The 26856-nt window shown below is 40.1% G+C and carries 26 protein-coding genes, 5 tRNA genes, 1 rRNA gene and 1 riboswitch; of the genes, 10 read left to right on the forward strand and 22 right to left on the reverse strand.

Features of this window, described 5'->3' with window-relative positions; all coding sequences use genetic code 11:
- Positions 1–232 (reverse strand): 16S ribosomal RNA (locus BR30_RS0114815); the annotation flags it as partial.
- A 549-nt stretch (positions 233–781) separates the two neighbouring features.
- Between BR30_RS0114815 and BR30_RS0114820 the strand changes: the two genes are divergently transcribed.
- The gene (locus BR30_RS0114820; protein ID WP_026565678.1) at positions 782–2815 is read left to right on the forward strand and encodes a Na+/H+ antiporter; all 2034 of its coding nucleotides are present in this window, start codon (positions 782–784) and stop codon (positions 2813–2815) included.
- A 35-nt stretch (positions 2816–2850) separates the two neighbouring features.
- On the opposite strand, the gene BR30_RS0114825 is transcribed toward BR30_RS0114820, so the two are convergent.
- The gene (locus tag BR30_RS0114825) at positions 2851–3156 is read right to left on the reverse strand and encodes an ArsR/SmtB family transcription factor (RefSeq protein ID WP_026565679.1); all 306 of its coding nucleotides are present in this window, start codon (positions 3154–3156) and stop codon (positions 2851–2853) included.
- 31 nt (positions 3157–3187) lie between these two features.
- The gene (locus tag BR30_RS0114830; RefSeq protein ID WP_331280795.1) at positions 3188–3955 is read right to left on the reverse strand and encodes an SDR family NAD(P)-dependent oxidoreductase; all 768 of its coding nucleotides are present in this window, start codon (positions 3953–3955) and stop codon (positions 3188–3190) included.
- A 249-nt stretch (positions 3956–4204) separates the two neighbouring features.
- Here BR30_RS0114830 and ilvA point away from each other — a divergent pair, with 249 nt between their 5' ends.
- Positions 4205–5377, forward strand: coding sequence for a threonine ammonia-lyase (ilvA, locus tag BR30_RS0114835; RefSeq protein ID WP_051633634.1), 1173 nt, complete (start codon positions 4205–4207; stop codon positions 5375–5377).
- A 41-nt stretch (positions 5378–5418) separates the two neighbouring features.
- On the opposite strand, the gene BR30_RS0114840 is transcribed toward ilvA, so the two are convergent.
- From BR30_RS0114840 to BR30_RS0114895, 12 genes are all read right to left on the reverse strand, one after another.
- On the reverse strand, positions 5419–6234 hold the full coding sequence (locus BR30_RS0114840) for a sugar nucleotide-binding protein (protein ID WP_026565682.1): 816 nt from the start codon (positions 6232–6234) through the stop codon (positions 5419–5421).
- A 73-nt stretch (positions 6235–6307) separates the two neighbouring features.
- A complete protein-coding gene (locus BR30_RS0114845; protein WP_026565683.1) occupies positions 6308–6646 on the reverse strand; it encodes a zinc ribbon domain-containing protein YjdM in 339 nt (112 codons plus the stop codon).
- Positions 6647–6712: 66 nt separating this feature from the next.
- Positions 6713–7597 (reverse strand): GNAT family N-acetyltransferase, encoded by an 885-nt coding sequence (locus tag BR30_RS0114850; protein ID WP_197032345.1) that lies wholly within the window; start codon positions 7595–7597, stop codon positions 6713–6715.
- 165 nt (positions 7598–7762) lie between these two features.
- The gene (gene hxlB, locus BR30_RS0114855) at positions 7763–8311 is read right to left on the reverse strand and encodes a 6-phospho-3-hexuloisomerase (RefSeq protein ID WP_026565685.1); all 549 of its coding nucleotides are present in this window, start codon (positions 8309–8311) and stop codon (positions 7763–7765) included.
- Positions 8305–8946, reverse strand: coding sequence for a 3-hexulose-6-phosphate synthase (gene hxlA / locus BR30_RS0114860; RefSeq protein WP_026565686.1), 642 nt, complete (start codon positions 8944–8946; stop codon positions 8305–8307). The genes hxlB and hxlA overlap by 7 nt, the downstream gene beginning before the upstream one ends.
- 135 nt (positions 8947–9081) lie before the next feature.
- Entirely contained in the window at positions 9082–10059 is a 978-nt protein-coding gene (locus tag BR30_RS0114865; RefSeq protein ID WP_026565687.1) for a LacI family DNA-binding transcriptional regulator, read from the reverse strand.
- Between the two features lie 121 nt (positions 10060–10180).
- Complete coding sequence (locus BR30_RS0114870) at positions 10181–11464, reverse strand: MFS transporter (RefSeq protein ID WP_026565688.1); 1284 nt, start codon at positions 11462–11464, stop codon at positions 10181–10183.
- 1 nt (position 11465) lies between these two features.
- Positions 11466–12425, reverse strand: a complete 960-nt coding sequence (locus BR30_RS0114875) for a sugar kinase (RefSeq protein ID WP_026565689.1) — start codon at positions 12423–12425, stop codon at positions 11466–11468.
- On the reverse strand, positions 12413–13180 hold the full coding sequence (locus BR30_RS0114880; RefSeq protein WP_026565690.1) for a sugar phosphate isomerase/epimerase family protein: 768 nt from the start codon (positions 13178–13180) through the stop codon (positions 12413–12415). The genes BR30_RS0114875 and BR30_RS0114880 overlap by 13 nt, the downstream gene beginning before the upstream one ends.
- A 207-nt stretch (positions 13181–13387) precedes the next feature.
- A complete protein-coding gene (locus tag BR30_RS0114885) occupies positions 13388–14353 on the reverse strand; it encodes a quinone oxidoreductase family protein (RefSeq protein WP_026565691.1) in 966 nt (321 codons plus the stop codon).
- Between the two features lie 95 nt (positions 14354–14448).
- Complete coding sequence (locus BR30_RS0114890) at positions 14449–14958, reverse strand: hypothetical protein (RefSeq protein WP_026565692.1); 510 nt, start codon at positions 14956–14958, stop codon at positions 14449–14451.
- A complete protein-coding gene (locus BR30_RS0114895) occupies positions 14955–15428 on the reverse strand; it encodes a hypothetical protein (protein ID WP_026565693.1) in 474 nt (157 codons plus the stop codon). Before BR30_RS0114895 ends, BR30_RS0114890 begins: the two co-directional genes overlap by 4 nt.
- Positions 15429–15607: 179 nt before the next feature.
- Between BR30_RS0114895 and BR30_RS33595 the strand changes: the two genes are divergently transcribed.
- The 6 genes from BR30_RS33595 to BR30_RS0114930 all read left to right on the forward strand — a co-directional run bounded on the left by BR30_RS33595 (position 15608) and on the right by BR30_RS0114930 (position 21818).
- Positions 15608–16399, forward strand: a complete 792-nt coding sequence (locus tag BR30_RS33595; protein WP_051633632.1) for an SAM-dependent methyltransferase — start codon at positions 15608–15610, stop codon at positions 16397–16399.
- Between the two features lie 403 nt (positions 16400–16802).
- Positions 16803–17186 carry a MarR family winged helix-turn-helix transcriptional regulator gene (locus BR30_RS33600; protein ID WP_051633633.1) on the forward strand — a complete coding sequence of 128 codons (384 nt, stop codon included), beginning with the start codon at positions 16803–16805 and terminating at the stop codon, positions 17184–17186.
- 13 nt (positions 17187–17199) lie between these two features.
- Positions 17200–18414, forward strand: a complete 1215-nt coding sequence (locus tag BR30_RS0114915) for an MFS transporter (RefSeq protein WP_026565695.1) — start codon at positions 17200–17202, stop codon at positions 18412–18414.
- Between the two features lie 92 nt (positions 18415–18506).
- Entirely contained in the window at positions 18507–18695 is a 189-nt protein-coding gene (locus BR30_RS0114920) for a hypothetical protein (protein WP_026565696.1), read from the forward strand.
- A 97-nt stretch (positions 18696–18792) separates the two neighbouring features.
- Positions 18793–18973: riboswitch (Lysine riboswitch) on the forward strand.
- Positions 18974–19100: 127 nt separating this feature from the next.
- Complete coding sequence (dapA, locus tag BR30_RS0114925; protein WP_026565697.1) at positions 19101–19988, forward strand: 4-hydroxy-tetrahydrodipicolinate synthase; 888 nt, start codon at positions 19101–19103, stop codon at positions 19986–19988.
- A gap of 222 nt (positions 19989–20210) precedes the next feature.
- Positions 20211–21818 (forward strand): ribonuclease J, encoded by a 1608-nt coding sequence (locus BR30_RS0114930; RefSeq protein ID WP_442852982.1) that lies wholly within the window; start codon positions 20211–20213, stop codon positions 21816–21818.
- A gap of 56 nt (positions 21819–21874) precedes the next feature.
- Here BR30_RS0114930 and BR30_RS0114935 read toward each other — a convergent pair whose 3' ends face one another.
- Together BR30_RS0114935 and BR30_RS0114940 are read right to left on the reverse strand one after the other, a co-directional pair.
- Positions 21875–22390 (reverse strand): response regulator, encoded by a 516-nt coding sequence (locus BR30_RS0114935; protein ID WP_026565699.1) that lies wholly within the window; start codon positions 22388–22390, stop codon positions 21875–21877.
- A 91-nt stretch (positions 22391–22481) separates the two neighbouring features.
- A complete protein-coding gene (locus BR30_RS0114940; RefSeq protein ID WP_026565700.1) occupies positions 22482–23516 on the reverse strand; it encodes a Delta(5) desaturase DesA in 1035 nt (344 codons plus the stop codon).
- A 317-nt stretch (positions 23517–23833) separates the two neighbouring features.
- Here BR30_RS0114940 and BR30_RS0114945 point away from each other — a divergent pair, with 317 nt between their 5' ends.
- Positions 23834–25279, forward strand: a complete 1446-nt coding sequence (locus BR30_RS0114945; RefSeq protein ID WP_026565701.1) for a DEAD/DEAH box helicase — start codon at positions 23834–23836, stop codon at positions 25277–25279.
- Between the two features lie 249 nt (positions 25280–25528).
- Entirely contained in the window at positions 25529–26248 is a 720-nt protein-coding gene (gene sleB, locus BR30_RS0114950; RefSeq protein ID WP_026565702.1) for a spore cortex-lytic enzyme, read from the forward strand.
- A 57-nt stretch (positions 26249–26305) separates the two neighbouring features.
- Here the strand turns inward: sleB and BR30_RS0114955 are convergent.
- The 5 genes from BR30_RS0114955 to BR30_RS0114975 form a co-directional block, all read right to left on the reverse strand.
- Positions 26306–26379: transfer RNA gene (locus tag BR30_RS0114955), tRNA-Ile, on the reverse strand.
- A 4-nt stretch (positions 26380–26383) separates the two neighbouring features.
- Positions 26384–26457 (reverse strand) — tRNA-Gly (locus BR30_RS0114960).
- A gap of 20 nt (positions 26458–26477) precedes the next feature.
- A tRNA-Gln gene (locus BR30_RS0114965) sits at positions 26478–26552 on the reverse strand.
- 15 nt (positions 26553–26567) lie between these two features.
- Positions 26568–26643: transfer RNA gene (locus BR30_RS0114970), tRNA-His, on the reverse strand.
- A gap of 45 nt (positions 26644–26688) precedes the next feature.
- A tRNA-Asp gene (locus tag BR30_RS0114975) sits at positions 26689–26765 on the reverse strand.
- Positions 26766–26856: the final 91 nt, after the last annotated feature.

A 26856-nucleotide genomic window follows, 5' to 3' on the forward strand; every position in this document is an offset into this window, starting at 1 on the left:
TGTAAGTGTCAGCCGAAACCGACTTTCAGCTTTTCCTCATGAGAGAAAAAGGATTATCCGGTATTAGCACCGGTTTCCCGGTGTTATCCCAGTCTTACAGGCAGGTTGCCCACGTGTTACTCACCCGTCCGCCGCTAACCAACAGGAGCAAGCTCCTATTGATTCGCTCGACTTGCATGTATTAGGCACGCCGCCAGCGTTCGTCCTGAGCCAGGATCAAACTCTCCAAGAAAGTTGATTAGCTCATTTGTTACGTTGGCTCATGTTCTTACTATAATAATAGAGAAAACACGATTGTTATTGTTTGTTTGCACGATTTTGTTTGTTTAGTTTTCAAAGAACAATATATCACTATAATTAGCGACAGCGAAATTAATTTTAACACTTCGCCTCGTATAAGTCAACTTCTTTTTGAAATTAACTTCGCCGCCTCAGCGACGAATATTAATATAACAAATAATCTGCATGTAAGTCAACTTCTTTTTGCAAAAAAGTTTAAACGTAAAGAAGTTTTAAAAAGCAACATACTCTCATCACTGGCACCACTCGCTTTCGATAGTTACCGTTGAAGCATTTTTTCCAACGTCAGGGGAACCACACAACTCCTATGGTTACCGCTGAACCATTTTTCCACTCTTCACGGGCATCATACAATCCTGAAACGAATGTGGCGAACAGTGCCTTCACTGTTCGCTTATTTTTTTGAAAAAGTGAAATTCCCCTTTCTAGTGTGTTGAAAAATATCTTAATTACACAAAATACTTAGGAAAGGAGACCTGCAATGGAATTTTTTCTGCTTATACTTTTATTACTTGCTGTCATTGGATTATCTAGTTTCATCCATCACTTTTTGCCATACGTCCCCGTACCGCTGGTTCAAATTGCGCTTGGGGTGCTGCTTGCTTCGCTGCCGTTAGGCATTCATATCCCAATGGAGCCGGAATTGTTTTTCGTATTGTTTATCGCTCCGCTGCTTTTTCATGATGGAAAAAATGTTTCACGGCACGCACTATGGAAATTACGAAAACCTATCCTATTGCTGGCTCTTGGTCTTGTGTTTGTTACCGTATTCGCAATAGGATACTTAATCTATTGGCTGATTCCTTCGATTCCATTGCCAGCGGCTTTTGCGTTAGCGGCCATCCTTTCTCCTACTGATGTCGTTGCTGTAAGTGCCATTTCGAGCCGGGTGAAGATACCGGAAACTATTATGCATGTCCTTGAAGGAGAAGGACTAATGAACGATGCATCTGGATTGGTTGCATTTAAATTTGCGGTTGCCGCAACGGTAACAGGTGTTTTTTCATTAGCTCAGGCAAGCGGGAGTTTCATCGTAATTGCCATTGGCGGTCTGGCTGGCGGTGCACTACTTTCGATTCTAATCATTCAACTGAAAATCTTTATTCGCAGGCTTGGGATGGAGGATGTGACCATCCACATGTTGATCCAACTTCTCACCCCATTCGTGATTTTTTACCTTGTGGAGCATGTTCATCTCTCGGGTATTTTATCTGTTGTTGCGGCAGGCATTGTACATACCATCTACCGGGAACGTGATCAATCCCCTGCGATGAAATTGCAATTGGTTTCACAAAACACGTGGACGGTACTTATCTATATTTTGAACGGCTTGGTGTTCGTCCTATTAGGTCTGCAAATCCCAAGTGTTATAAGTGAAATTTTCAAAGACCCGTTGTTTAATAATTGGGAAGTGAGTAAGTATATTTTCATCATTTCCGCTGCACTTCTCTTCTTGCGCTTTTTATGGATTGGTGCGGCCTGGAAGTGGGAGTGGCTCAAAAGGGAAATCGAAATGCCCTCGATTAGAGCTATTGGTATTATCACTGTTTCCGGAGTCAGAGGGGCGGTTACCCTAGCTGGAGCATTTACCATTCCATATGTTCTAGCCGATGGAACCCCCTTTCCTCAGCGTTCTTTAATTATTTTTATAGCCGCTGGAGTTATTCTTGTGACGCTCATAACGGCCAGTATCTTCTTGCCAATCCTTGCTAGAACGGAAAAAGTAAGCGCCAATGAACAACGGGAAGAAAATGTGCGAGAGGCGCAGCTCCGGACGATTGATTCAGCTATTCGTTCGATTCGTGAATTGATGAATGATGAGAATCGTGGTGCGGCAGTCTCAGTTATCGCCTCGTACAATCAAATCCGAAATCGTCTGAACACTGAAAATAATAAAAACTACGAGCACTTAAAAATACTGGAAACTGAAATTCGGATGAAGGCCTTGGAAGCTGAAGCCAGCTACATTGAAAAATTAAAATTAGAGGGGAAAATAGACCGAGAAACTTATTACTTGTCTGATGAACATATTCAACGGATGAGGCTTGCTGTTACCAATCGGATGCGTTTTAGAAGATTATTTATTGGGACACTGGCTAAAAGAAGTGTATTAAAACTAATTCAATTAATCATGCCAAAAAGCCAGCAACAGCTTGAAACCCGCCAGGCACTATTGAAGAAAATGATTCAGTTGAAAATGAACATGGCTAAAGCTGCCATTAAGTATTTGAATAGTCAGATGACACCTGAAAATGAACACGTCTATTTAGTCATTATCGGAGAATATAGCGAAATGCTCACGAAATTTAAATTAGCAAAAAAGGGGGCCGACACTGCTCATTACAGGCATTTACAAAGAGAATTGCGTGTAAAGGCATTCCAGGCTGAACGAGATGAAATTCAGAATTTGTACGAAGAAGGAGAAATCACCACTGATATCATCCGAAAAGTTCGCAAGCAGATCAATATTCGGGAGGCCTATTGGATGGACGAAAGTAGTTTACATTCTCATTAATGATCACTTAATAAGTTAAATAAAAAATGAGTGAGCTAAATAATACACTCACTCTCAACAATATCTATCAACTGCTTCAATTGCTTTACACTTTGATCTAAAGAAAGTGAATAATAGCGCTGTGTACCTTTTTGTTCAATTTCCACAAGATGGTTATCCCGCATGATTTTTAAATGATGAGAAATTGCCGGGCGCGATAGGTTAGACTGTTCGGCAATTTCATTAACACTTAACCGTTCATGTTCTGCCAACAAAAGAATAATATCCTGCCTTGCCGGATCACTTAAAGCGTTAAATAAAGGAATACATGCCCTGAATACATCAATAGCTTGCTGTGCCATAAAAAAAGATCCCCTTTTTCAAATCTAGTAATTACTTTTCCCCTGCGACATACTTAGCGATTTTAGCGGCTATACTTCTTGGCATAAATTTAGCCCCAATTGCACCTGCCTTATTAAATCCACCAGTAATTATTACGCGTTTCCCATTCATTAATGCGTTATAACCACTTTGTGCGACTATATCAGAGGCCATTGCACTGCTGAACATTTTCGTGCCCTCGACACTCGCAACAGAACCAAAATTAGTCTTCGTTGCACCTGGACAAAGAGTTGTTACAGTGATGGAACTGCCTGACAGCTCCTCAACAAGTGCTTCAGAAAACGAAAGAACAAAAGCCTTCGTTGCATAATACACAGCCATGAGCGGTCCAGGTTGGAAGGCAGCAGTACTTGCAACATTTAGAATTCTGCCACTGTTTTTTTGTTTCATTTTTTGTAAACAGCAATAAGTTAATTCAGATAGTGCGGATACGTTTAATTGAATCATATTTAATTGTTTTTGGATATCCAGTTCATCAAACTTACCCATTAACCCGAAACCGGCATTGTTAACTAGAACATCAATGTCTATTCCCCTATTTTCGATTTCTTCAAATACTTCTTTAGCAGCACCATGGACACTTAAATCCTTAGGGATGATGGTCACTTCTATATTTGTATAGGATTGCTGGATTTCCTTAAGTCTTTTCTCGTTTCTAGCAACTAAGACAAGATTGTAGCCATCATTGGCAAACAGCTTAACAAACTCATAACCTAACCCGCTTGTTGCCCCTGTAATTAATGCCGTCTTCTTCATCATTTATAATCCTCCAATGTTTATTTAATTCACGTGCGTTCAAATGTTTATACGTTTAAATGTTTAAACATATAATAATTAATTACACAACCAATGTCAACATCGTATTAAACAGCAAAAGGCAGGAAGTGTTGGATTTGAACGAAAATTAGACATAGTTTATTTTCTCCAGTACATCCTAAAAAGAAACACCTTGTGCTCGGAGGAGGAAAAGACTTGAACATCGATGATATTATCGTAGCACGCGAGAAAATGAAGGGAATTGTTCACACCACTCCCCTTGATTACTCCAAAACATTTAGTCAGCTCGCTCACAATGAAGTTTATTTAAAGCTTGAAAATCTTCAAAAAACCGGCTCCTTTAAAGTAAGGGGCTCGTACAATAAGCTGAATTCGCTATCTAAGGAAGAACTGGCAAAGGGTGTAATCGCTGCATCTGCTGGAAACCATGCTCAAGGAGTAGCGTATTCGAGTCAAATGCTAGGTGTACCATGCAAAATTGTGATGCCTAAAGGAGCTCCACTTAGTAAAATCCTAGCCACAAAACAATATGGTGCGGAAGTAATTTTAGAGGGGGCAACATTCGATGATGCACTCTCCTATGCATTAAAACTTAAAGAGCAACTCGATGCGACCTTTATTCATGCTTTTGACGATGAGGCGATCATGACAGGGCAAGGTACGGTCGGATTAGAAATCCTCGACCAGCTTCCAGATGTTGAGGCTGTTATTTGCCCGATTGGCGGCGGCGGACTCATAGCCGGTGTCGCTATGGCAGTTAAGGAAAAAAATCCTCATATATCTGTTTACGGTATTCAAGCACTTGCCTGCCCAAGTATGAAGCAGTCCTTGTTTGAAAATAAACCAGTCATGGTGGACTCCACACCGACAATGGCGGATGGAATTGCCGTTAAAAAACCAGGGTTGAAGCCCTTTGAAATCGTTCAAAAATACGTTGATGAAGTTTTTTGCGTCGATGAAATGGAAATTGCCAGGACCATGCTCATGTTGATGGAAAGAAATAAACTGTTAGTAGAGGGATCAGGTGCGGTTTCACTTGCCTCCTTGCTTTACGAAAAGTTAAATATCAAAGATAAAAAAGTGGTGGCTGTGTTAAGCGGCGGAAACGTCGATATGAATTTTATCTCGAGAATTATTGAACGGGGACTAGTTGAGTCTGGCAGATATGCTGATTTTATTATTACCTTAAAAGACAAACCAGGTGAATTGCAACGAGTCTTAAGCTCAATTACCGAATTAGATGCAAACGTTCAAACGGTTAATCTCCACCGGATTGGTAAGGATATTTATCCTGGCTATGCCCAAATCGAGATTTCGGTAGAGACCAAAAACCACGATCATATTGAGCTATTGCATACAGCTCTGACTGAGAAAAACTATCATATAGAAATGGGCCATTGTTAGCGATATATAGAGCTTGGGGCATCCAAGCTCTTTAACATATTTTATACTAGGTAACCAATGATATCCTCGTTCGTACATTGTAGAAAATCTGGGAGATCCTCTCGATTTGAAGTTAATTGAAAATAATAAGTAACATCTTTGTCCTGATAAGATTGATAGCGTAATAAGTTCTTTTCACTCGCAAGTTTACTTATGACTTGTTCAAAAAATTGTCCTTGCGTCATGGTATCCTTCGAACCTAAGTGAATAATCCCTTTTAGTTGATTTTCAATGATGAAGTGTAGTTGTTTTGCTAACTGAACATCTAAAAGATTATTACAGACCAAATTGTTATAGACATCGATTGTTTTATTATTTTTTATATTTTCTTTTATTAAATTCAATCTGGGAGAATTCTTCCCCCAGATTGCAGGGATTCGGATAACCATCACTCGTTCATCCAAAATTTCTTTTAGCATATTCTCACATGTAATTTTGAAATTCCCATAATCTGATTCAGCCATCGGTTTATCCGATTCTGTGTGGGGTTTTAATAAATCACCATCAAATACATTTGTGGTAGAAAAGTAATACACACGACCTCTAGTATGTTGTATTTCTAGAGCCAATTCTTTATGAAACATCAACTGTTGGTTAAAATCTCCTCTTAGACAAGAAATCACGATTTCAGGTTTAATTGATTGTATAATTTCCTTCAACTTGTCGATTTGATGAACTTCCAGTTGGAACTGCTTCTCATCAGGGAGACTGGTTATCGAAGTGGAATAGGTTCCGTATAAATCAAATTCATCTTTAAATTCATTGAGTAAAGCTCTTCCAACAAGCCCGCTTGCACCAAGAATAAGTACTTTTTCCATCACAATTCCCCACCTGCAAAATTGAAAATTTTTTCTATGTAAAAGGCTAGGCATTCTACCTAGCTCTTTGATTCTACAACTTCTTAACAAATTCAGATTTTAAACTCATCGCTCCAAAACCATCAATCTTACAATCAATATTATGGTCTCCATCCACTAAACGGATGTTTTTAACCTTTGTACCTGCTTTTAAAACCGAAGAGCTCCCTTTTACTTTTAAGTCCTTGATGACGGTAATAGAGTCTCCATCGGTTAATACATTCCCATTGGAATCTTTCACAACTTTTTGCTCTTCCTGTTCCACTTCTGATTCTAAGTTCCATTCATGAGCACATTCTGGGCAAACAAACAGACTTCCATCCTCGTATGTATATTCAGAATTACATTTTGGGCAATGTGGCAAATTAGACATTTGTACTATACCTCCATTCATCCCTGTTATTCTAATACATTCAATGGGTTCTAGTCTATAATCCGTTTACGCCTGCAAAATATATTCGTAGCAAGCTACTCCCTCAATTTGCTTAAAACCTTCCTTAATGTATAATGACTGCGCCCGTTCATTTTCTCCATTAACCGAGAGGATGGTTTTTTTGTATTTTTTTTCCTTAGCAAACTGAAGGGCGGTTCTTAACAGAATTCTGCCTAGTCCACGTCCTTGATATTCAGGGATGACAGCAAGCGGGCCTATATTCATAATCGGTGTATTTTCATATTCGTCGTCAGCACCCCTTACGATTCCAACGGGTTTCCCGAGATGATAAAGAATTTTCATTCCGCCTTCTAGGTAATCATTATCTGAAACCATTTTAGCCACCATTTCTAGAGTGACCGGTGTTTCATTTCCCTTTAGGTTCGCAAACCCAGCATTGCGGACTTCACTCCAAATCCCTTCATCTTCTCCTGGTGTAAATGATTTGATACGATAATCATCCGGTATGTTCAAGTCAGGCATATCGCTGTCTTCTCTAACCAGTAAAAAGGCATATCTCTCTACGGAAAAATCTAACCGCTCCATTACCACCATCACGTGTTGATTATTCAAAGGAATAAAAATGTAAAGCTTCCTTAGTCCTTCTGTATGCTTTAACAGTGCCTGCAGCAGCTCCTTATAAATGATGGGCTCCTCATCTTCGGAATGAAAGATTCGAAAGCGGGCCCTCTGTCCACGACGATTGTATTCATCAATAATCAGCGAAGCCGCCCCGATGATATCCCCTTGTTGATCCATCGCAATATAGGTCGGATTTTCGGCATTGGGTGTAAATTCCTTCAGATCTTCTTCATACAAAAAAGAATCATCCACTCCATTCCGATGTTTCTTACAATATTCAACAAAGTCATTAACTCTGTCTAATTTCAAAGCCTCTACCCTCATCTAGACCCAACCCCCGATTCAGAATGCTTTTTCATCTTATATATTCTTGAAAACAGCCTCGATTCCTTGTTTTCACTCTCTAGTAAAAAAAGAGTGCCTGACACCAATTCGGTGAATACCAAATTGGTGTCAGGCACCATTCCATTTTTCCTATTCTAAATTGCTATGTCGGCCGAATGCTAGTGTGTGGTCTACTTCATTGAGTTTGCTGTAAAGCAAACAAAGGGTATCAAATAAAATATGAGCACATTGGTCGAATAATGAACCAAGCGGCTGGATTGTTTTCAATTCATTCTCGCGGCGATATTTTGTTGCCGCTGGTACATGAAGAATCTGGGTTGCCGCTGCTGCTAATGGCGACTCAGGATTGGTAGTCACAGCCATTACTGAACAGCCTAGTGAATTCGTTTTTTCAGCAGTCCAAACCACGTTCTTCGTTGTTCCCGAACCGGAAATCGCCACTAATAGGTCACTTTCCTCTATCGATGGTGTAATCGTTTCCCCTACAACATAGACAGTTGCACCTAAATGCATTAAGCGCATCGCAAATGATTTAGCCATTAATCCGGACCGTCCTTCACCGATGACAAAAATCCGCTTTGCTTTTTGCAATTGAACCGCTAACTCCTGAAGCTGAGCCTCTTCCACTCGGCTAAGGACCGTTTCTACTTCTTTTAAAATAGTAGGAATCACTAACATGTCAATTTCCCCTCCGCTTGTAAAATAACTTGTTTAAATTGTGCCGCCGCCACTGATTGATTTTCCGCTTTTGTTATCGCTGAACCGATAATGACAACCTCTGGGTTCATTGACTCGATAAGATTCTCAATCGAATCCAGCTTAATTCCGCCTGCTGCTGCCACCTGAACCCCTGAGAAATCACTTGGCTTTGTTCCTTGATTTTGACTGCCTAATTCCTCTTGTTGGTCCTTGCTCACGTGCTCGCAAAAAATGGCATCAGTGTATTTTCGTAATGCTCTTTTTTGTTCATCGGACGTATTTAACAGATCAATCATGACCTTTTTTTGATATCGATTGGCTACTTCCATACAAGTATCAATGGTCACAAGTGGAGAAACTCCCATGACCGTTGCAACATCTGCTCCCGCTTCAAAGCAAAGTTCAAATTCATAACGGGCATTATCAATCGTTTTAATATCTGCAACAATTTGTTTATTTGGAAAGGCTTGTTTTATCTCTTTAATACTCGTTACACCAAATTCCTTAATAAGCGAAGTCCCAACTTCAATCCAATCAATGGAATCCTCCACTTTTTTAGTTAATTCGATCCCTTCAGTGATGTCCATTCGATCCAAAGCCAGTTGAATTTTCATAATCAAACTCCTTTTTATGGGTTTGTTAATAAATCGATTTACTAAATCGGTTTATTAAAAGATTATACTTCATTTGTAAGCGTTTTTCAATATGTGCCTGAACCTCATAATGGTGTCAGGCACCAATAAATCTCTTTACATCATTCTGCTCGGAAAGACAAACACTTCAGGGTGTATGTTTTCTTTGTTAATTTGTTCAAATAATAGTTCGGCTGCCTTTTTTCCCATGTCCTTTGCAGGCTGTACGATGAAGGAAATTGGTGCCTCTAGCAAATAAGCGAATGGAATATTATCAAATACAACCAACTCAAGTTCGTTTCCAAGCTTAATGCCCTTTTCCTTTAGAAATTCTAGAACCGCCAGTAAGACACGATCATTTGCAGCAAAGATTGCTGTTGGCTTAACATCTAGAGAAAAGAGTTGCTCTATTTTGCTTTTCAATTCAGGGATACTTGCTTCAATAATGAAATCTGGATTTACCTCGATATCGGAATCGGTTAATGCTTTTTTATACCCTGCCAATCGATCGATACGGGTACTAACCGTCAGAGGCTGCACCACAAAAGCAATATTCTGGTGACCCTTCTCAATCAAATGCTGCACAGCCTTATAAGTAGAATCCGTATTATCGGTAATAATTGAAAATACATCAAGATTCTCCACTTTTCTATCTACAAACACAACCGGATAGCCCTGTTTGACCATGCGTTTGTATAGATCATTATTTTTCCCTGTCGGAAAAATGATAAGACCATCGACCTGCTTTGCTCTTAACATTTCAATGTATTTCTTCTCCTTTTCGGGATCATCATCTGCGTTACAGACAATGGCGTGCAAGTCATGTTTATGACAAAAATCCTCAATCGCACGGCTGATTTCCGTTGAAAAATAATGCGTAATATTGGCGACAATGATTCCCACCATCGAGGTTCGCTTTTGCTTTAGACTTCTTGCGATAAAGTTTGGCTGGTAGCCAAGTTCTTCAATGGCTTCTTCAATTTTACGTTTCGTTTTTTCGCCCATATATTCAAACCGTTTATTTAAGTATTGAGAAACGGTACTTTTCGATACACCGGCTGCTTTTGCTACGTCAGCCATTGTTACTTTTTCCATGCCTATCTTCCTCTTTCCTCTTGGTCACTGACTTCATTTTAGCGGCAAATCTACTAACTTTCCACCACCTAAATAAGTAACAGCTTTGGAAAAAGTTCCAAAGCTGTTACCCTAACATTTTTTAAGCACTCACTTTAACATTTGTTGGCTTACTTTTATCCTTTTTTGCCGATTTTACCGCTAAGATGGTTAAAATTGCTGAAAGGAATAGAGATCCTGCCATAAAGATATATGAAGTACCGAATCCACCGGTAGCATCATTTAAATATCCTACGATATAGGCACCAACAAATGAGCCTAATGCACCCATACTATTGATAAGGGCCATCGCGCCGCCAGCAACATTACGCGGAAGGATTTCAGGAATGATGGCAAAGAATGGACCGTATGGAGCATACATGGCACCGCCCGCAATCACGAGTAAGACAAATGAAATCCAGAAATGTTCTGTTCCAATCGCATAAGAAGCATAGAAAGCGATTGCACCAATCAATAGGAATGGCCAAACAAATGCGTTTCGATTCAATGTTTTATCTGAGAAATAAGAAGCAACTAACATTAGGATAATAGCTAAAATATAAGGAACCGAAGATAACCAGCCTGTTTCTACAATATCCATATTTGGCGCGGCTTTAATAATCGATGGAAGCCACATAACAAACCCATATACCCCGATGCTCCATAAGAAGTATTGCGCACTTAACAAAATAACTGGTTTTGATTTAAAGGCTTCGCCGTAATTTTTAACCGGCTTGATCCCTTCTTGTTCTTTAGCTAATTGTTGTTCAAAATCATTCTTTTCTTGTTCGGTTAACCATTTTGCTTCTCTCGGTTTGTCATTGACAACTTTCCACCAAATAAAAGCCCAAATTACAGCCGGAATTCCTTCAGCAATGAACATCCATCTCCAGCCCACAGAGTTAACTAAATAACCAGAAACAATTGACATCCACAGTACAGTTGCAGGGTTTCCTAAAATTAAGAACGTATTGGCACGAGAACGCTCGGCTTTCGTAAACCAGTTACTTAAAAGGACTAGCATCGAAGGCATTACGGCACTTTCCACGACACCTAGCGCAAAGCGAATCACAAATAACAATTTAATATTCGTGATCATACCTGTAAAGGAAGCTAATAAGCCCCAAGCAATCAACGACCAGAAAATTAGAACCTTCGCGCTCTTTTTCTCGGCAAATGCAGCACCTGGCACTTGGAAAAAGAAATATCCTAAGAAGAATAAAGAGCCAAGTAGGGATGAAGTACCTGCAGTAATGTGCAGATCTTCCGCTAACCCTGAAGCAGCACCGAATCCATAGTTGGCACGGTCAAGGTAAGCTAAACTGTACGTGATAAAAGCAATTGGAATAAGACGTAACCATCGTTGTTTCGCAATCGTTTGTTTCATGTTATTTCACTCCCTCTAATTGATTTTCTATATATTTATCTAACTCTGCTTTGGTTGGATAGCCATCGTTATCACCAGGTGATTGGACCGCTAACGCACCAATCGCATTGCCTCTTAAAACCGCATCCTGAACTTTGAGACCTTCGAGTAATCCACTGATCACCCCAACCGCAAAACCATCGCCGGCACCAACGGTATCAACCACTTTCTCCACATGAAAACCGCGAACGGTACCTTCTACTGTAGCTGTTTTATAAAAAGCTCCTTCAGCCCCAAGCTTAATGACTACCAGCTCTACACCCTTTTCTAAATAGAAGGAGGCGATTTCACGCGGTTCCTTAAAACCTGTTAAGATTTCACCCTCAGCGATGCCAGGTAACACATAATCTGCTTGGAACGCCACCTCATTGATTTCCTTTACCATTTCTTCTTGTGATGCCCAAAGTGTTGGTCTTAAATTCGGGTCAAAGGAAACCTTTTTGCCTTTCTTTTTCATAAACGTTAAAGCGTGTTTTGCAAAGGCTCTTGCACTTTCCGAGAGTGCTAATGGAATTCCCGTCATATGCATGTGCTTTGCACGTTGAAAGTACTCTTCATTAAAATCAGCGCTCTTCAAATGACTTGCTGCCGAGCCTTTCCGAAAATATTGAACCTCTGGGTCTCCTTCTAACACCATCGATTTCAATTGAAATCCAGTCGGATAGTGTTGATCAATCAAAACATGTTCGATGTCAACGTTTTCATTTTTGATCCGTTCGATGACAAATTTTCCAAACGCATCGTTTCCGACTTTACTCGCCCACCCTGAGCGCAAACCTAGTCTGGCAAGCCCGATAGCTACATTCGTTTCTGCTCCGGCAAGTTCTCGGGTAAATTGGCCGACTTCGTGTAAGCTCCCCGGTTGATTGGCCATAAACATCGCCATTGCTTCTCCAAAAGTAATTGTATCTAACTGTTGCATGTTATAGCCTCACCTTCCATAATCATCTGAATAAACTCTTTTGTTCTCTCCTTAGGTTCGATAGGAAACTCAAGCGCTTTTACCATTTCAGATGGAAAACGATTCATGACCTTCTCCCAACTGTGACTTCCGTCTTTTTGCAGTGGTACCGTGATAAACTCTCCATGATCATCTTCTACCTGTTTTAAATGAAGATACTCGACAAATGGTGCGAGTTTGCTGACGGCATCGTCCACATCCTGACCAGAATAATACCAGTTTCCGGCATCAAATGTCATTTTAACTGGTGTGCCCTGCTCGGAGGCGCTTTCAAAAAAGGATGATAAATGATTGATATTCCCTCCATGAAGCGTTTGATCATTTTCAACAAACAATTGAATTCCTTGGTGCTGGTTCAAAAAGGTATTCAGTTCGAAAAGATTGGATTGGCCTTTTAGAAAATGCCCAAGAGAAACCTTAATCCATTTTGCTCCTAGCTCTTTTCCTTCTTGAAAGATCTCGTTTAATTCCGTATCGTTTAACTCTTGATTGGCTTTCCATAAGTCAATAGGGGCCGAGTAAACAGTAAATAGTTGATATTGTTCAATTTCTTGTTTAATTTTATTAAGTGGTGGATCTAGGTCCGACAATAATTCACGTCGAATCTCAATTCCATAAGCACCTGACTCTGCAATAAGCCTAATAAATGAAGTTTGCCCCTTCTTCAATACTTCAAATCTATCAAATGCGTTTATCGGGACAATTACATTATTCATATCAAAATCCCCTTTTAAATAAATACTTGCGATAATCGAATAAATCGTTTTAGTAAACCGATTTAGTAAATCGATTTATACATATTATAAACCCAGTGAAAGCGCTTTTGCAACAAAAAATTTTATTTTTTATTGGTGCCTGACACCAAAGAGGACACCCAAAAAAACACCCCCACTATTGTGGAGGCTCGTAAGTTTATATGGATATTAAGGTATTAATAAAATTTTCCCTGTGCTCTGGCGGCCTTCTAAATAACGATGGGCTTCTTGGCCATCACTTAGTGCAAAGGTAGTTGGTTCGGATATTTTAACCTTTCCTTCCATTAACCACTGGAATAGCTCATTTGAACGAGCCAATCGTTCTTCTCGGGAGGTAAGCACATTCCATAGGTCCCCGCCTGTCAAGGTTTTGGAGGTATCCATTAGCATTCTTGGATCCACTAAAGCTGGGTCCCCTCCTGCCATTCCGTAAAATACAACCGTCCCGCCGATGCGTGTGATATCAAAACTGTCTTGAAGCGTTGAACCTACTGATTCATAGACCACATCGACACCTTTACCATTTGTCGCATCGAGGATTTGCCTCTTCCAATCATCCTTGTACAGGAACACTTTATCCGCTCCCGCTTCTTCTGCCGCCTTCGCTTTTTCCAAGGACGAAGTTAAACCTATAACTGTTCCGCCTAGTAATTTTCCAATTTGAATTAAAAGCTGCCCGACCCCTCCTGCTGATGCATGGACTAGTACGATATCATTCTTTCTCACGGAATAACTATCCTTTGTTAAATAATGAGCTGTTAATCCTTGTAACAGTACGGAGGCTCCTTCCGCAAACGTGATTGTTTCAGGCAGAGGGATTGCCTTTTCCACAGGAACCGCTACGAACTCCGCATTTGCATGCGGTACATCGGCAAACGCAATCCGATCGCCCATGCGGATGCCTTGAACATTTTCTCCAACCTTTGCAACGATTCCTGCCCCTTCATACCCTAAAATAAAGGGAGGCTCTCCCTCGAGATGGTAGTTACCTTTTCTTCTATATATATCGGCGAAATTTAGGCCAATTGCTTTCATATTAAGGAGTATTTCATCTGGACCGATGACAGGCTCCATGATTTCTGCATACTCCAGGACCTCTGGCCCGCCAAACGAATTAAACACTAATGCTTTCATATTGTATTACCTCATTTAAACTAATTTTGCACTACGCTCTTATTAAATAGAATTGTATTATGGATTGCAACTAAAGGACCTTGTTCTGTATTCAATTAATACCTGGGATTTCTCTGGAATGATATTTCTCTAAGCTTCTTTTTGATAAAGCGGAAGAGAAGAATTAATAATACGGCAGTAACTGGATAGAAGGGTATGGAATAATAGAACTTCCAGCCGGTATACGTCAGGGCATCATTCTTCAGACAAACCCATTCAAATAGTAAGGAAAATCCCGTCCAACAAAGAATATACCAAACCGTTTTTTGTCCATAGAGTTCAAACTTATCGTAGCCGAATAAGAAAAGTAAGGAGGCACATGGGTACATGAACAGATGATATAATGCACCCGACAACTCATATGTTGGGTTATCACCATAAATATAAAGCTTAAAGGGTGTGGCGAGAAGAAAATAATCAATCGTTGACACCCATCCGACATTACCTATCCAAATAATAATCACCATAATTGCTGGAAAGTACTTTCTTATCGGTAAAAAAAGACAAATAATCATTGCAGTGGTTAGGATGAAAAACCATTCATTCCAATCAAAGGTAACATTCATACACGCCAGTCTCCTTTATAAAGGATCCTTCGAAACCATTGCATAAATACAATTAATACACACAGATCAAACATCCAAATCGATACTGACCACCAAATACGCCAATGTATATGGATAAGCACGCCTAAATAATCTGCTAAATATTCCATCCCTGTTAATAGGATAATAAAAGATATCATTAATAGCAGTTTTCTCAATAGTGTGGTTAGGATGAGAAAAAAGTGAAGAAAGATAACCATAAGTATTGGAAATAGTATTATACGGTTTAGGTCATGGGAAAATTCATAGCTAAGGTTCTCAGGGATGATTAACGTTTTAAAATTCATATAGCAGAGAGCCGAGAAGTTTTGATATAGATAGGAACTAACCGTCCAATAAACGATGACTTCAAGAATATGAAGCATTTTCTTTTTTCTAATAAAAAGAAATAAAGCAAGCACATTTAAGACGATATAGAAGAATAAAACCATTCAAGATGACTCCTTTGATGTTTGCCTATTCCTTTTTGATTTAACAATCCCTTTTCTTTTATCTTGTCATATTCATCGTAATTTATTTGGGTTTATTCTATCTTTACATTTTAACTTGCTTCATTTGTCCGATTAAGATACGCTTCATTCAGACCACTTAGACAAGGAGATATTAATATATGGATAGAAACAAATTTTCGGCGATTGCCCACCGCAATCATGCCTTTAGTAATCCTATTAGCGAAAAAAAGATAATGAAAATGCTTGATATTGTCTCTCCGAAAGCCTCTGACAAAGTGATTGATATTGGAGCAGGAAAGTGTGAACTGTTAATTCGCTTAGTGGAAAATTACAAGGTATCTGCCACTGCAATCGAATTGTATGAAGGGGCCATCGAGGAAGCAAAGCGGAAAGCAAGCAGCAGAATTCCTGAGGGCAGGATTGAATTTATCGTGGATGATGCCACCTCGGCGATCGAAAGATATGAGGAAGATGGGTATGATTTTGGCATTTGTATCGGTTCAACCCACGCATTAGGTGGACTTGAACCCACCCTACAGACATTAAAACGTCTAGTTAAGAAAAATGGCTACATTCTGATAGGCGAAGGATATTGGAAACAGACTCCAAGCCCTGAATATTTAGAAGCGCTCGGAGGAGCAGACGAGTCAGAATGTAAAACCCATGCGGATACTGTTAAGGCTGGCGAGGAATTAGGATTAATCCCGCTTTGGTCTTATGTTGCCAACGATGATGATTGGGATGATTACGAGTGGCTATATTCGATGTCCATTGAGAACTATTGTCTTGAGAATCCAGATGATCCAGATTGTGATGCGATGTTGGAGCGGATTCGAACTTGGCGTCGGACATATTTGACCTGGGGCAGGGATACGTTGGGATTCGGTTTGTATTTGTATAGGAATAACAATAACAATAACAATAACCATAACAAAAACAATATCAAATAGTACCTCCCAAGCCTTATATACCAAGGCTTCAACACTATTTAATCAAACGTTTGATTAGTTTTTCAGAGGTATTTTCCGACCTATTTTAATCAAACGTTTGATTAGTTTTTCCTCAAAAAAAATTCTCACACCATAAAAGTCCTTCAATACCATGGTCTCTCCTCCATTTAATCAATCGGTTGATTAGTTTTTTCAAAAACACGCTATTCACCATAAATCCATGCATACGAAGGCTTCAACCCGTTTTAATCAAACGTTTGATTAGTAACACCCATTAGACTTCTAGGACCACATCTGTTACACTATAATAGTTACCCAAGGTAATTATTACTCTAGCTAACTATCCAACTTATTCGGGGTGATTTAAATAAAGACTTCACAAAAATTCTTTCACCAATTATTGATGCTCTACCGTCCGTTTGAAAATAAATTGAATTTCCATTTGGCTGAGCATCAACTTCACAGAGCGCAATGGTCTATTTTTCACTGCTTATCCAATAATGGACCTGCTACATTGGTGGAACTTTCTCATTATTTATATGTAGAAAAGCCCACAGTTACTCGAACTATCAATCGGTTAGAAGAACTGGGATATGTCGAACAGGTTCCTAGCAACGATAAACGTGAAAAGCGGATACAGCTGACAGAACTAGGAAAAAAAGTATATATGGATGTTCGTGTCACGATTGATCAATTTGAAAATGACATTTTAAAAGGAATCTCAGCGCACGAACAGCTTGAAGCCATCCGGATTATGGGAATCATTCGAGATAATATTATTAAGTAAGGGGTTAAATAACGTGAATCAATCAAGAGCTAAACTTTGGACTAAAGATTTTACGATTGTTTCCGGGGTCAATTTTTTCGTCACTTTAGTCTTTTATTTATTAATTGTCATCATTGGTGTTTATGCAGTAGACGAATTTCATGCTTCTACGAGTCAAGCAGGTCTTGTCACAGGAATCTTTATTGTCGGTTCATTAATTGGCAGGTTATTGATTGGCCGATTTATTGAGTCTATTGGACGGAAGAGAACATTAATCATTGGTACCGTCTTTTTTATTTTGACACTTCTTCTATATTTTCTTAATTTCGGGATTACCTTCCTGCTTATAACACGCTTACTCCATGGGATTGCAGCTGGAATGGTCGGTACAGCAACAGGTACGATAGTGGCCCAGATTATCCCTGCTTCACGGAAAGCAGAAGGGATTGGCTATTTCAGCATGAGTGCAACACTGGCTACCGCAATTGGCCCATTCATTGGTCTTTACATGACCCAGCATACAGACTTTCAAATGATATTTATTTTCTCACTTGTATTAGGATTCATTAGTTTGATCACAGCGTTCTTGGTAAATGTGCCACAATTGGAAGGAACACCCCAACCAACTGAAACAAAAGGATTTAAGCTTTCTAATTATATTGAGCCCAATGCACTGCCAATTGCAGTTATCACACTAGTAGTAGCTTTTTGTTATTCCAGCGTTCTTTCATTTATTAACTTCTATGCGATAGAAATTGACTTAGTAAGCGCGGCAAGTTTCTTTTTCTTAGTTTATTCCATTGCCGTATTGTTATCACGCCCCCTTTCCGGCCGTATAATGGATTTAAAAGGGGCAAACTATATTATGTATCCATGCATTATTGCCTTTGCCGGTGGTTTGTTTCTGCTTAGTACTGCGAGAGTCAGCACTATTTTATTAGCAGCTGGCGTATTAATCGGCCTTGGTTTCGGTAACTTGCAATCAAGTACCCAAGCAGTAGCAGTAAAACTAACTCCACCCCATCGGATGGGATTGGCAACTTCCACTTTCTTTATCTTTCTTGATGCTGGTCTGGGGTTCGGTCCATACATCCTCGGGTTTATTATTCCGTTAACAGGCTATCGTACTTTGTATGTCATCTTAGGTGCAGTCGTTCTCGCATCGATGGTTCTTTATCACTTCCTGCACGGTAAGAAAGAACTTCCAAGAAGAACCATGTTGAATGAACCAACGCCTGGCACTCATTGATTTCTAGCATCACCCTTCAAGCGGCAGACATAAAACCCGTCTTAAGCAAATATGATTAACATAAGAATCCTAAATAAAGGGGGTCGGTACATTTGGTAATTTTTAATAAAATTGCATTATCCTTCGTAGTTTTCTTTTCCATCAGTATGATCATAAATACTTATTTAGGAGAAAAGGAACAGATCCAATCGGATGTTATTTATTTTGTGATGAACGGGTTTGCATATATTGTATCTGCATTAGAAGTGGAAAAAGAAAAACAGGGATTAGAAACTGCATAGATTTGGCAAATATAGTTCCTTTTCCCTCTTGAAACAAAAGGAATATTCTGATATATTTATTATCAATTATATATTTTTCTTGCTTCAATACTTTTGAAGTGAGGATAGAGGCGCAAAGACCATTAGTACGCAACTGGAGGATAATGAGGTCCAACGATGGCTGTGAAAAGGGGAATTTGCCGAAGTTTCATTGATTCTCATTTATCATGAAGCTGGTTCTGCTATTGAAAAAATACAGAACTGTCATATAGGAGACTATATGGAGGGCTATCTTACGCACGGGAACTTAGTTATTTATGTTTCTACTGCAACAGTGAACCCTCACTGTTGCTTTTTTGCGTTGAATTTTGAATGGCCTTGCCCACCTCTAAATTTTATAAAAATTTATTAAAAGGGTGAGAAAAGATGAATTTTGGCCAAGTTTTAACCGCGATGGTTACACCATTTGATCAAAATGGCGAGGTTGATTTTAACGCAGTAAGAAGATTAGTAGATTATTTAATTGATAATGGGACGGACGGGCTCGTCGTTGCTGGTACAACAGGGGAATCTCCAACCTTAACGACGGATGAAAAAATCGCTCTATTTAAAGCGGTTGTCGTCGCAGCGAAAGGAAGAGTTCCTGTCATCGCTGGTACTGGCTCAAATAACACGCGGGCTTCTATCAGTTTAACAAAGCAGGCCGAAGAAACAGGTGTAGATGGGATTATGCTCGTTGCTCCATACTATAACAAACCTTCCCAAGAAGGTATGTATCAACACTTCAAGGCAATCGCTGAATCTACATCATTACCGGTTATGCTTTATAATATCCCTGGCCGAAGTGCGGTCAATCTATCGGCAGAGACCATTGTTCGCCTTTCCCAAATCGAGAATATTGTCGCTGTAAAGGAAGCAAGTGGCAACCTGGATGCTATGGCTACTATTATAAGCCAAGCTCATAGTGATTTTACCCTTTATAGTGGGGATGACAGCTTAACATTGCCGGTTTTAGCGATTGGCGGTGCTGGAGTTGTATCCGTTGCTTCCCATGTAATTGGCAATGAAATGCAAGAAATGATAAATCATTTTAAAAATGGTCGCGTCCAAGAAGCTGCTCACTCTCATCGCCAACTTCTGCCTCTTATGAAGGCATTATTTACGGCCCCTAATCCGGCCCCAGTGAAAGCAGCCCTGAACATGAGCGGGGTGCAGGTTGGTGGACTTAGATTGCCATTACTCCCTTTGAGTCATGAGGAGGAAAAGGCATTGCAAGTGGTTTTACCTGAACACCAAGTCAAAACATTAATTTAATTTGCTTGTAGGCTGTCGACACACTGGGAATTCAGTGCTGTTGGCAGCCTTTTATTTTAGGTCATTGACTAAAAAAGTTTTCACTCTCCCCTTCCAATAAAGTCTAACCAAAAGGGCATACTATTCATATTTACTTGGAATAGGGAGGATATTTACTTGCAAACCAATAATCAGCAATTATCCATTTTCGCTTTAGGCGGCATCAATGAAATCGGTAAAAACATGTATGTGGTTCAATACGAAGACGATATTTTTATCATTGATTGCGGTGGTAAGTTTCCAGATGAGAGTTTATTAGGAATTGATTTAATTATCCCCGATATTACCTATTTAGTAGAAAATCAGGAGAAAATCCGTGCTTTGATTGTCACTCATGGGCACGAGGACCATATTGGCGGGATTCCGTATATTTTAAGAAAATTGAACGTCCCTATTTACGCTACCCGCTTTACATTGGGACTCATTGAACTAAAAATTGACGAGCACCGGTTGAATGGAAACACAAAGCTCGTGACCGTTGATTCTAATTCCAAACTTGAGTTTGGGAAGACAACGGTTTCCTTCTTCAGAGTGAGTCACAGTATCCCGGATTGTCTCGGCATTGTTTTTCATACTCCAGAAGGGAATGTCGTTCATACCGGAGACTTCAAGTTTGATTTAACACCGGTAAATAATCAACATTCCGATATTCATAAGATGGCTGATATCGGTGAGCAAGGTGTCTTAGTTTTAATATCAGAGAGTACCAATGCGGAGCGTAAAGGGCTAACACCTTCCGAGCAAATGATTGGGGACAATTTGGATGAAGCTTTCATGAAAGCGGAAGGGAAAATCTTTATATCTACCTTTGCCTCGAATGTAAATCGTGTCCAGCAGGTCGTCGCCTCTGCCATAAAATCCAATCGAAAGATCGCCCTTCTTGGCCGTAGTATGGTAAATGTCGTCTCTGTTGCGATGGAGCGCGGGTATCTAAATATGCCCGAGGGGATGCTTATCGAAGCACGGGATGTTGACCAACTGGCGCCTGAAAAGGTTGTGATTCTTTGTACCGGAAGTCAGGGGGAGCCAATGGCGGCCCTTGCTCGACTGGCAAGCGGGAACTACCGGGATGTATCCATTTATCCTGGGGATACAGTTATCTTGGCTGCCTCACCCATACCAGGCAATGAAAAGGACGTTTCAAAGATCATCGACAATTTATTTCAACTAGGGGCTAAAGTCATCTATGGCTCGGGTAGTTCAACGGGTATGCATGTTTCAGGGCACGGTTATCAGGAAGACTTAAAGCTGATGCTTACCTTAATGAAACCGACCTATTTTATTCCGATTCATGGTGAATATCGAATGCTGCATCATCACCGGTTGTTAGCTGAGTCGGTGGGCGTAGAAAAAGGGAATACATTTATTATTAAAAACGGCGATGTGGTTGATATCGAAAATTCCGTTGCCCGTCAAACTCGGTCAATTCCTGCTGGGGATACGTATGTAGACGGGATGGGAGTTGGCGACGTTGGGGACATTGTGCTCAGGGACCGGAAGCAGCTTTCTGAGGATGGAATGCTCGTGATTGTGAGCACCATTAGTAAAGGAGACCGGAAGATCATTTCTGGACCTGACACCATTACCCGCGGGTTCGTCTATGCCCGTAACTCAGATCAGCTCCTTAAAGAGATTAACCGACTTGCTAAGAAAACCATTAATGACCTCCAAAGTGAAAACATCCGCCAATGGAATGTCATCAAACAAAACATCAAAAAAAGCGTCGGACAATACGTATTCGCCCAAACAAAAAGAAAACCGATGATCCTCCCTATTATTATTGAAATATAAAAAAGGGTGTCAGGCACCATGTGAAATTTTCACATGGTGCCTGACACCCAATTTTTTTACCCCGTTGGCAATTTCATTTTATCTAATATGGTGGTGAGGTAGTTTCTGACTATGTTGGTTTTTGTTTGTTCCTTGAGGCGCAGTTGGAATACTTCCATATCTTGTTTTTGGTCAATCGTGTCTTCGTCGATTAGTTCCTCGCAATAAATTTTATTTCCATTATTAATACTGCGAATCGAACTTGCTAATTCCTCACTAGGGCTATCCTTCAATAAAAACCCACTTACCTCCGCCTGTAACGCACGCTGATAATATCCACTTCGAGCAAAGGTGGTTAGGATAATCACCTTACAGCCAAATGACCTTAAAGCTTCTGCCGCCTCAAGACCGCTCATTTCAGGCATCTCGATATCCATGATACAAATATCTGGCTGAAGTTGGTGGACTAGTGCCAGCGCCTCTTCCCCATTGCTTGCCTGACCGACCACTTCCATGTCCTCTTCCAAATTCAAGAGAGAACCCATTGCTCCAAGCAGCAGTTCCTGATCCTCAGCAATAACTATTCGAATCATGTCAGTTCTCTCCTTAACTGGCAGATGTTATGTAAATAACAACTCCCCTTAATGAAGGGGAGTAAGCCTGTAATAATGGTTTAGTTAGTTATTAGATTTCCGGTTTCACTTGTTGCACGGAAAACCTTTTTTTAGCCAAAGCTTTGACTTCTCTAAAGCTCACAAAATTCTTTCTTTCCTCATCCCATAAACGGAATCGAAGAGACTTTAAGCTTGTAGCAAGCGTAATCGTCGGAACCTTTTGTAAAGGAAGCGTATTTTTGTGTGCCTCTTCCAATTTATAGTTAGGAACCCGTGGGCTTAAATGGTGCACATGGTGAAAGCCAATATTTCCAGTCAACCATTGCAAAACTTTTGGAAGTTTATAGAATGAACTACCTTCAACTGCTGCTTTCACATATTCCCATTCTTTATCTTCTTCAAAGTAAGAATCTTCAAAAGTGTGCTGTACGTAGAACAACCAAATACCTGCAGCTCCTGAAATCATGAAAATCGAACCCTGTACTAATAGAAACGACTGCCATCCGATTGCCCAACAAAGTAAACTAATCAAAGCAACAATCAGAACATTGGTTAAATACGTGTTGTTACGTTCCTTCTGTTTTGCACCTTTACGGTTAAATCGATTTTTAAGAAGAAACACATAAATCGGGCCTAATCCAAGCATGACCAATGGATTGCGATAAAAACGATAAGCTAAACGAATTCTAAGTGGTGCAGCTAAATATTCATCTACTGTAAGTGTCCAAATATCACCAGTTCCACGTTTATCCAAGTTACCACTTGTTGCATGATGAACAGAATGCTCATGTCCCCATTGATCAAATGGGAAGATGGTTAACACACCCATGGCTGTCCCAACGATTCGGTTGGCACGGCGGCTTTTAAAAAAGGAATGATGGGTACAATCATGAAATATGATGAAAATCCTAGTTAATAATCCTGCGGATATTACAATCGGAACCAATGCTAACCAATAGGAAACCGATAGGCTTAAATAGGCTAAGTACCATAATGCAATAAATGGCACGACAGTATTGATAATCTGCCATACACTTTCTTTTGTCGTCGATTTTTCAAAGGGAGCTACTTGTTTTTTTAGAGTTTTCGAATTTTGTAAGGTCATTTTTTTGAATTCCCTTCCTTCTTTGTGTCGTTATAACAAAGTATAGAGAAAGAAGTTTGTACTTGTTAGTAGCAGGTGTCATGTGCAGGATATGACAAATGTCACATTACAATAATATTTTTCAGCAAAAAAGTGCCTGACACCATATATAGCAACGCTTTTGGTGTCAGGCACTTTTTTTTAAGATAATTTTACAAATTTATTTGGGTGAATCAACTATATCGAGTATAATGAAGCAGTTCAGATTATGCATATGATATTTCTTTGCGAGAAATCCTATAGATAAGCCGGATAATACTAATAAACGAGGTTAATACATGAATGAAAAAAGCTTTACGAATTATCATTTAAGTGACGAAATCAAAAGAGCATTGACCATTTTAAAATATGACACTCCTACCGAGGTCCAAACCGAAGTCATTCCCTTAGCATTGAAGAATCAAGATCTAGTCGTAAAATCGCAAACAGGCAGCGGTAAGACTGCCTCTTTTGCTATCCCTATTTGCAACATGATTAACTGGGAAGAAAGAAACCCACAAGCATTAATCCTTACCCCAACGAGAGAACTTGCGGTTCAAGTGCGTGAGGATGTGACGAATATTGGCAGGTTTAAACGGATTAAGGCAATGGCCGTTTATGGGAAAGAACCATTTTCGAAGCAAAAAGAAGAACTCCAGCAGAAAACGCATGTCGTTGTCGGGACACCAGGACGTGTCATGGATCATATTGACCGAGAAACTCTCATTCTTGATGAAATAAAGTATCTTATTATCGATGAAGCAGATGAAATGCTTAATATGGGGTTTATCGACGAAGTCGAAGCGATTATAAAAGAACTTCCTTTAGACCGAGTCACTATGGTCTTCTCAGCTACCTTACCGGAGGATGTTGAAAACCTCTGCCATAAGTATATGAAAAATCCTGTTAATATCGAGATTGCATCAACCGGGGTCACGACGGATACGATTGAACATCTGTTAATCGAGGGCAAAGAGGAAGACAAACTTTCCCTTCTCAAAGATGTAACAGTTGTCGAAAATCCAGATAGCTGTCTTATTTTTTGCCGGACAAAGGAACATGTGGATACCGTATATTCGGTATTGGAAGAATCGAATTATTCTTGTGAACGACTTCATGGAGGATTAGAACAACAAGATCGGTTTGCGGTAATGGATGGCTTCAAAATGGGAAATTTCCGCTACCTCATCGCCACGGATGTGGCCGCACGCGGAATTGATATTGATAATGTAACCCTCGTCATCAACTATGACGTCCCTATGGAAAAAGAAAGCTATGTCCACCGCACTGGGAGAACGGGGCGTGCCGGAAATGAGGGAAAAGCGATTACCTTTGCCACACCATATGAAGGGAAATTTGTTCGGGCGATAGAGCGCTATATTGGCTTTGAGATTCCTAAGATGGAAGCTCCAAAACCCGATGATGTTGCAAAAGGAAAAGAAGCCTTTGATGAAAAAATCAGCGGCCGCCGCGTTGTGCGAAATAATAAAACAGCCCGGATTAACCAAGGCATTATGAAACTCCATTTCAACGGCGGAAAAAAGAAGAAGATGCGCGCAGTCGATTTTGTTGGGACAATCGCAAAAATTCCTGGTGTCACAGCCGATGATATTGGCATTATCACCATCCAGGACCAAATGACCTATGTTGATATTTTGAATGGCAAGGGCGCACTCGTCTTACAGGCGATGGAGAATGCCACCATTAAAGGGAAGAAACTAAAGGTTAGCAAAGCCCTAAAATAACATTTTATTTAGAGCGATTATCCAAGATAATCGTTCTTTTCATTTGTACCCTAACATAAAATCCCCTCTGTTCTGGAATGTAGTAGTTGCTCCCTATTTAATTGTTGCTGGCTCTGATGCGAGACAATATGATCGTATTTCTAGTAATATGGATACCGCTATCGGGCGGTATTCTTTTTTTATTCATCTTACATAAAAGGATAAATTTTGAAGAAAATAACGTTATTACTGTTCTTAGGAGGCTATATTTTGCTAGAAAAAGCTTTCGTAAAGACACGGCTGATTTTTATTGTGCTTTTTGTTGTATTCATCACCACTAGTGAACAAAGTAATGACGTATTAGCGTTCACTAGTCAGGTGCTCCAAAGGGGTTCAACAGGAGAAGATGTTATTGAGTTGCAGTCACGACTCAAATATAACGGCTTTTATACAAGTAATGTAGATGGTGTATTTGGCTGGAATACATATTGGGCCGTACGGAATTTTCAAGATCAATTTGGTCTTCCTGTGGATGGTGTTGTCGGCGCTACAACAAAGGCAGCTATTGTGAAAGCAACAAAGTATGAAAAAACTGATTCATCAGGTAACAATTCTGCTAATGTAACAGGCGGTTTTTCACAAAATGATATTCAATTAATGTCAAACGCTGTTTACGGTGAATCACGTGGAGAGGAATACACTGGACAGGTCGCTGTTGCAGCAGTTATTTTGAATCGGGTCAGCCACTCATCGTTTCCAGATACGGTTGCAGGTGTCATCTATCAACCAGGAGCCTTTACTGCAGTGGCAGATGGCCAGATTAATTTAACACCCAATGCGACTGCGAAGAAAGCAGTTATGGATGCTATCAACGGCTGGGATCCTAGTGGCGGAGCCATTTATTATTTTAATCCTGATACCGCGACAAGTAGTTGGATATGGAGTCGGCCACAAATCAAAAGGATTGGTAAACATATTTTTTGCAAATAGTGTATGTAAAAAAAAACGACTTAGAAGTTGTAAGAAACTTCTAAGTCGTTTTTATGATGGGCCTAAATGGACTCGAACCATCGACCTCACGCTTATCAGGCGTGCGCTCTAACCAGCTGAGCTATAGGCCCATATTGGAGCGGGTGATGAGAATCGAACTCACAACATCAGCTTGGAAGGCTGAGGTTTTACCACTAAACTACACCCGCAGTTTAAAAATTAAGAAAAATGGCTGGGCTAGCTGGATTTGAACCAACGCATGTCGCAGTCAAAGTGCGATGCCTTACCGCTTGGCTATAGCCCAATACTATAAAATAAATGGGGCGACTGATGGGAATCGAACCCACGAATGCCTGAACCACAATCAGGTGCGTTAACCACTTCGCCACAATCGCCAAAATAATCTATATATCAATAGCAGGAAACCTACTAGAAAAAAATGGCGGTCCGGACGGGACTCGAACCCGCGACCTCCTGCGTGACAGGCAGGCATTCTAACCAACTGAACTACCGGACCAGAGTTTTTTCAAGCTATGCTTGAAAATAACTTAATTGCGGGGACAGGATTTGAACCTGCGACCTTCGGGTTATGAGCCCGACGAGCTACC

It is taken from the genome of Bacillus sp. UNC41MFS5 (genome assembly GCF_000686805.1).

Coding starts and splice junctions, on each gene's coding strand:
- BR30_RS0114895 (WP_026565693.1), bottom strand. CDS start 15,428: ATGGTTTTATTCTTCTATATCGTCTTAAATGTGCTTGCTTTATTTCTT.
- BR30_RS0114940 (WP_026565700.1), bottom strand. CDS start 23,516: ATGACCTTACAAAATTCGAAAACTCTAAAAAAACAAGTAGCTCCCTTT.
- hxlB (WP_026565685.1), bottom strand. CDS start 8,311: ATGTTAGTGATTCCTACTATTTTAAAAGAAGTAGAAACGGTCCTTAGC.
- BR30_RS0114830 (WP_331280795.1), bottom strand. CDS start 3,955: ATGATGAAGAAGACGGCATTAATTACAGGGGCAACAAGCGGGTTAGGT.
- BR30_RS0114875 (WP_026565689.1), bottom strand. CDS start 12,425: ATGCAACAGTTAGATACAATTACTTTTGGAGAAGCAATGGCGATGTTT.
- BR30_RS0114935 (WP_026565699.1), bottom strand. CDS start 22,390: ATGATTCGAATAGTTATTGCTGAGGATCAGGAACTGCTGCTTGGAGCA.
- BR30_RS0114840 (WP_026565682.1), bottom strand. CDS start 6,234: ATGGAAAAAGTACTTATTCTTGGTGCAAGCGGGCTTGTTGGAAGAGCT.
- BR30_RS33600 (WP_051633633.1), top strand. CDS start 16,803: ATGCTCTACCGTCCGTTTGAAAATAAATTGAATTTCCATTTGGCTGAG.
- BR30_RS0114870 (WP_026565688.1), bottom strand. CDS start 11,464: ATGAAACAAACGATTGCGAAACAACGATGGTTACGTCTTATTCCAATT.
- BR30_RS33595 (WP_051633632.1), top strand. CDS start 15,608: ATGGATAGAAACAAATTTTCGGCGATTGCCCACCGCAATCATGCCTTT.
- BR30_RS0114945 (WP_026565701.1), top strand. CDS start 23,834: ATGAATGAAAAAAGCTTTACGAATTATCATTTAAGTGACGAAATCAAA.
- hxlA (WP_026565686.1), bottom strand. CDS start 8,946: ATGAAAATTCAACTGGCTTTGGATCGAATGGACATCACTGAAGGGATC.
- BR30_RS0114890 (WP_026565692.1), bottom strand. CDS start 14,958: ATGAATGTTACCTTTGATTGGAATGAATGGTTTTTCATCCTAACCACT.
- BR30_RS0114820 (WP_026565678.1), top strand. CDS start 782: ATGGAATTTTTTCTGCTTATACTTTTATTACTTGCTGTCATTGGATTA.
- BR30_RS0114845 (WP_026565683.1), bottom strand. CDS start 6,646: ATGTCTAATTTGCCACATTGCCCAAAATGTAATTCTGAATATACATAC.
- BR30_RS0114885 (WP_026565691.1), bottom strand. CDS start 14,353: ATGAAAGCATTAGTGTTTAATTCGTTTGGCGGGCCAGAGGTCCTGGAG.
- ilvA (WP_051633634.1), top strand. CDS start 4,205: ATGAAGGGAATTGTTCACACCACTCCCCTTGATTACTCCAAAACATTT.
- BR30_RS0114865 (WP_026565687.1), bottom strand. CDS start 10,059: ATGGAAAAAGTAACAATGGCTGACGTAGCAAAAGCAGCCGGTGTATCG.
- dapA (WP_026565697.1), top strand. CDS start 19,101: ATGAATTTTGGCCAAGTTTTAACCGCGATGGTTACACCATTTGATCAA.
- BR30_RS0114880 (WP_026565690.1), bottom strand. CDS start 13,180: ATGAATAATGTAATTGTCCCGATAAACGCATTTGATAGATTTGAAGTA.
- BR30_RS0114825 (WP_026565679.1), bottom strand. CDS start 3,156: ATGGCACAGCAAGCTATTGATGTATTCAGGGCATGTATTCCTTTATTT.
- BR30_RS0114930 (WP_442852982.1), top strand. CDS start 20,211: ATGTATGTGGTTCAATACGAAGACGATATTTTTATCATTGATTGCGGT.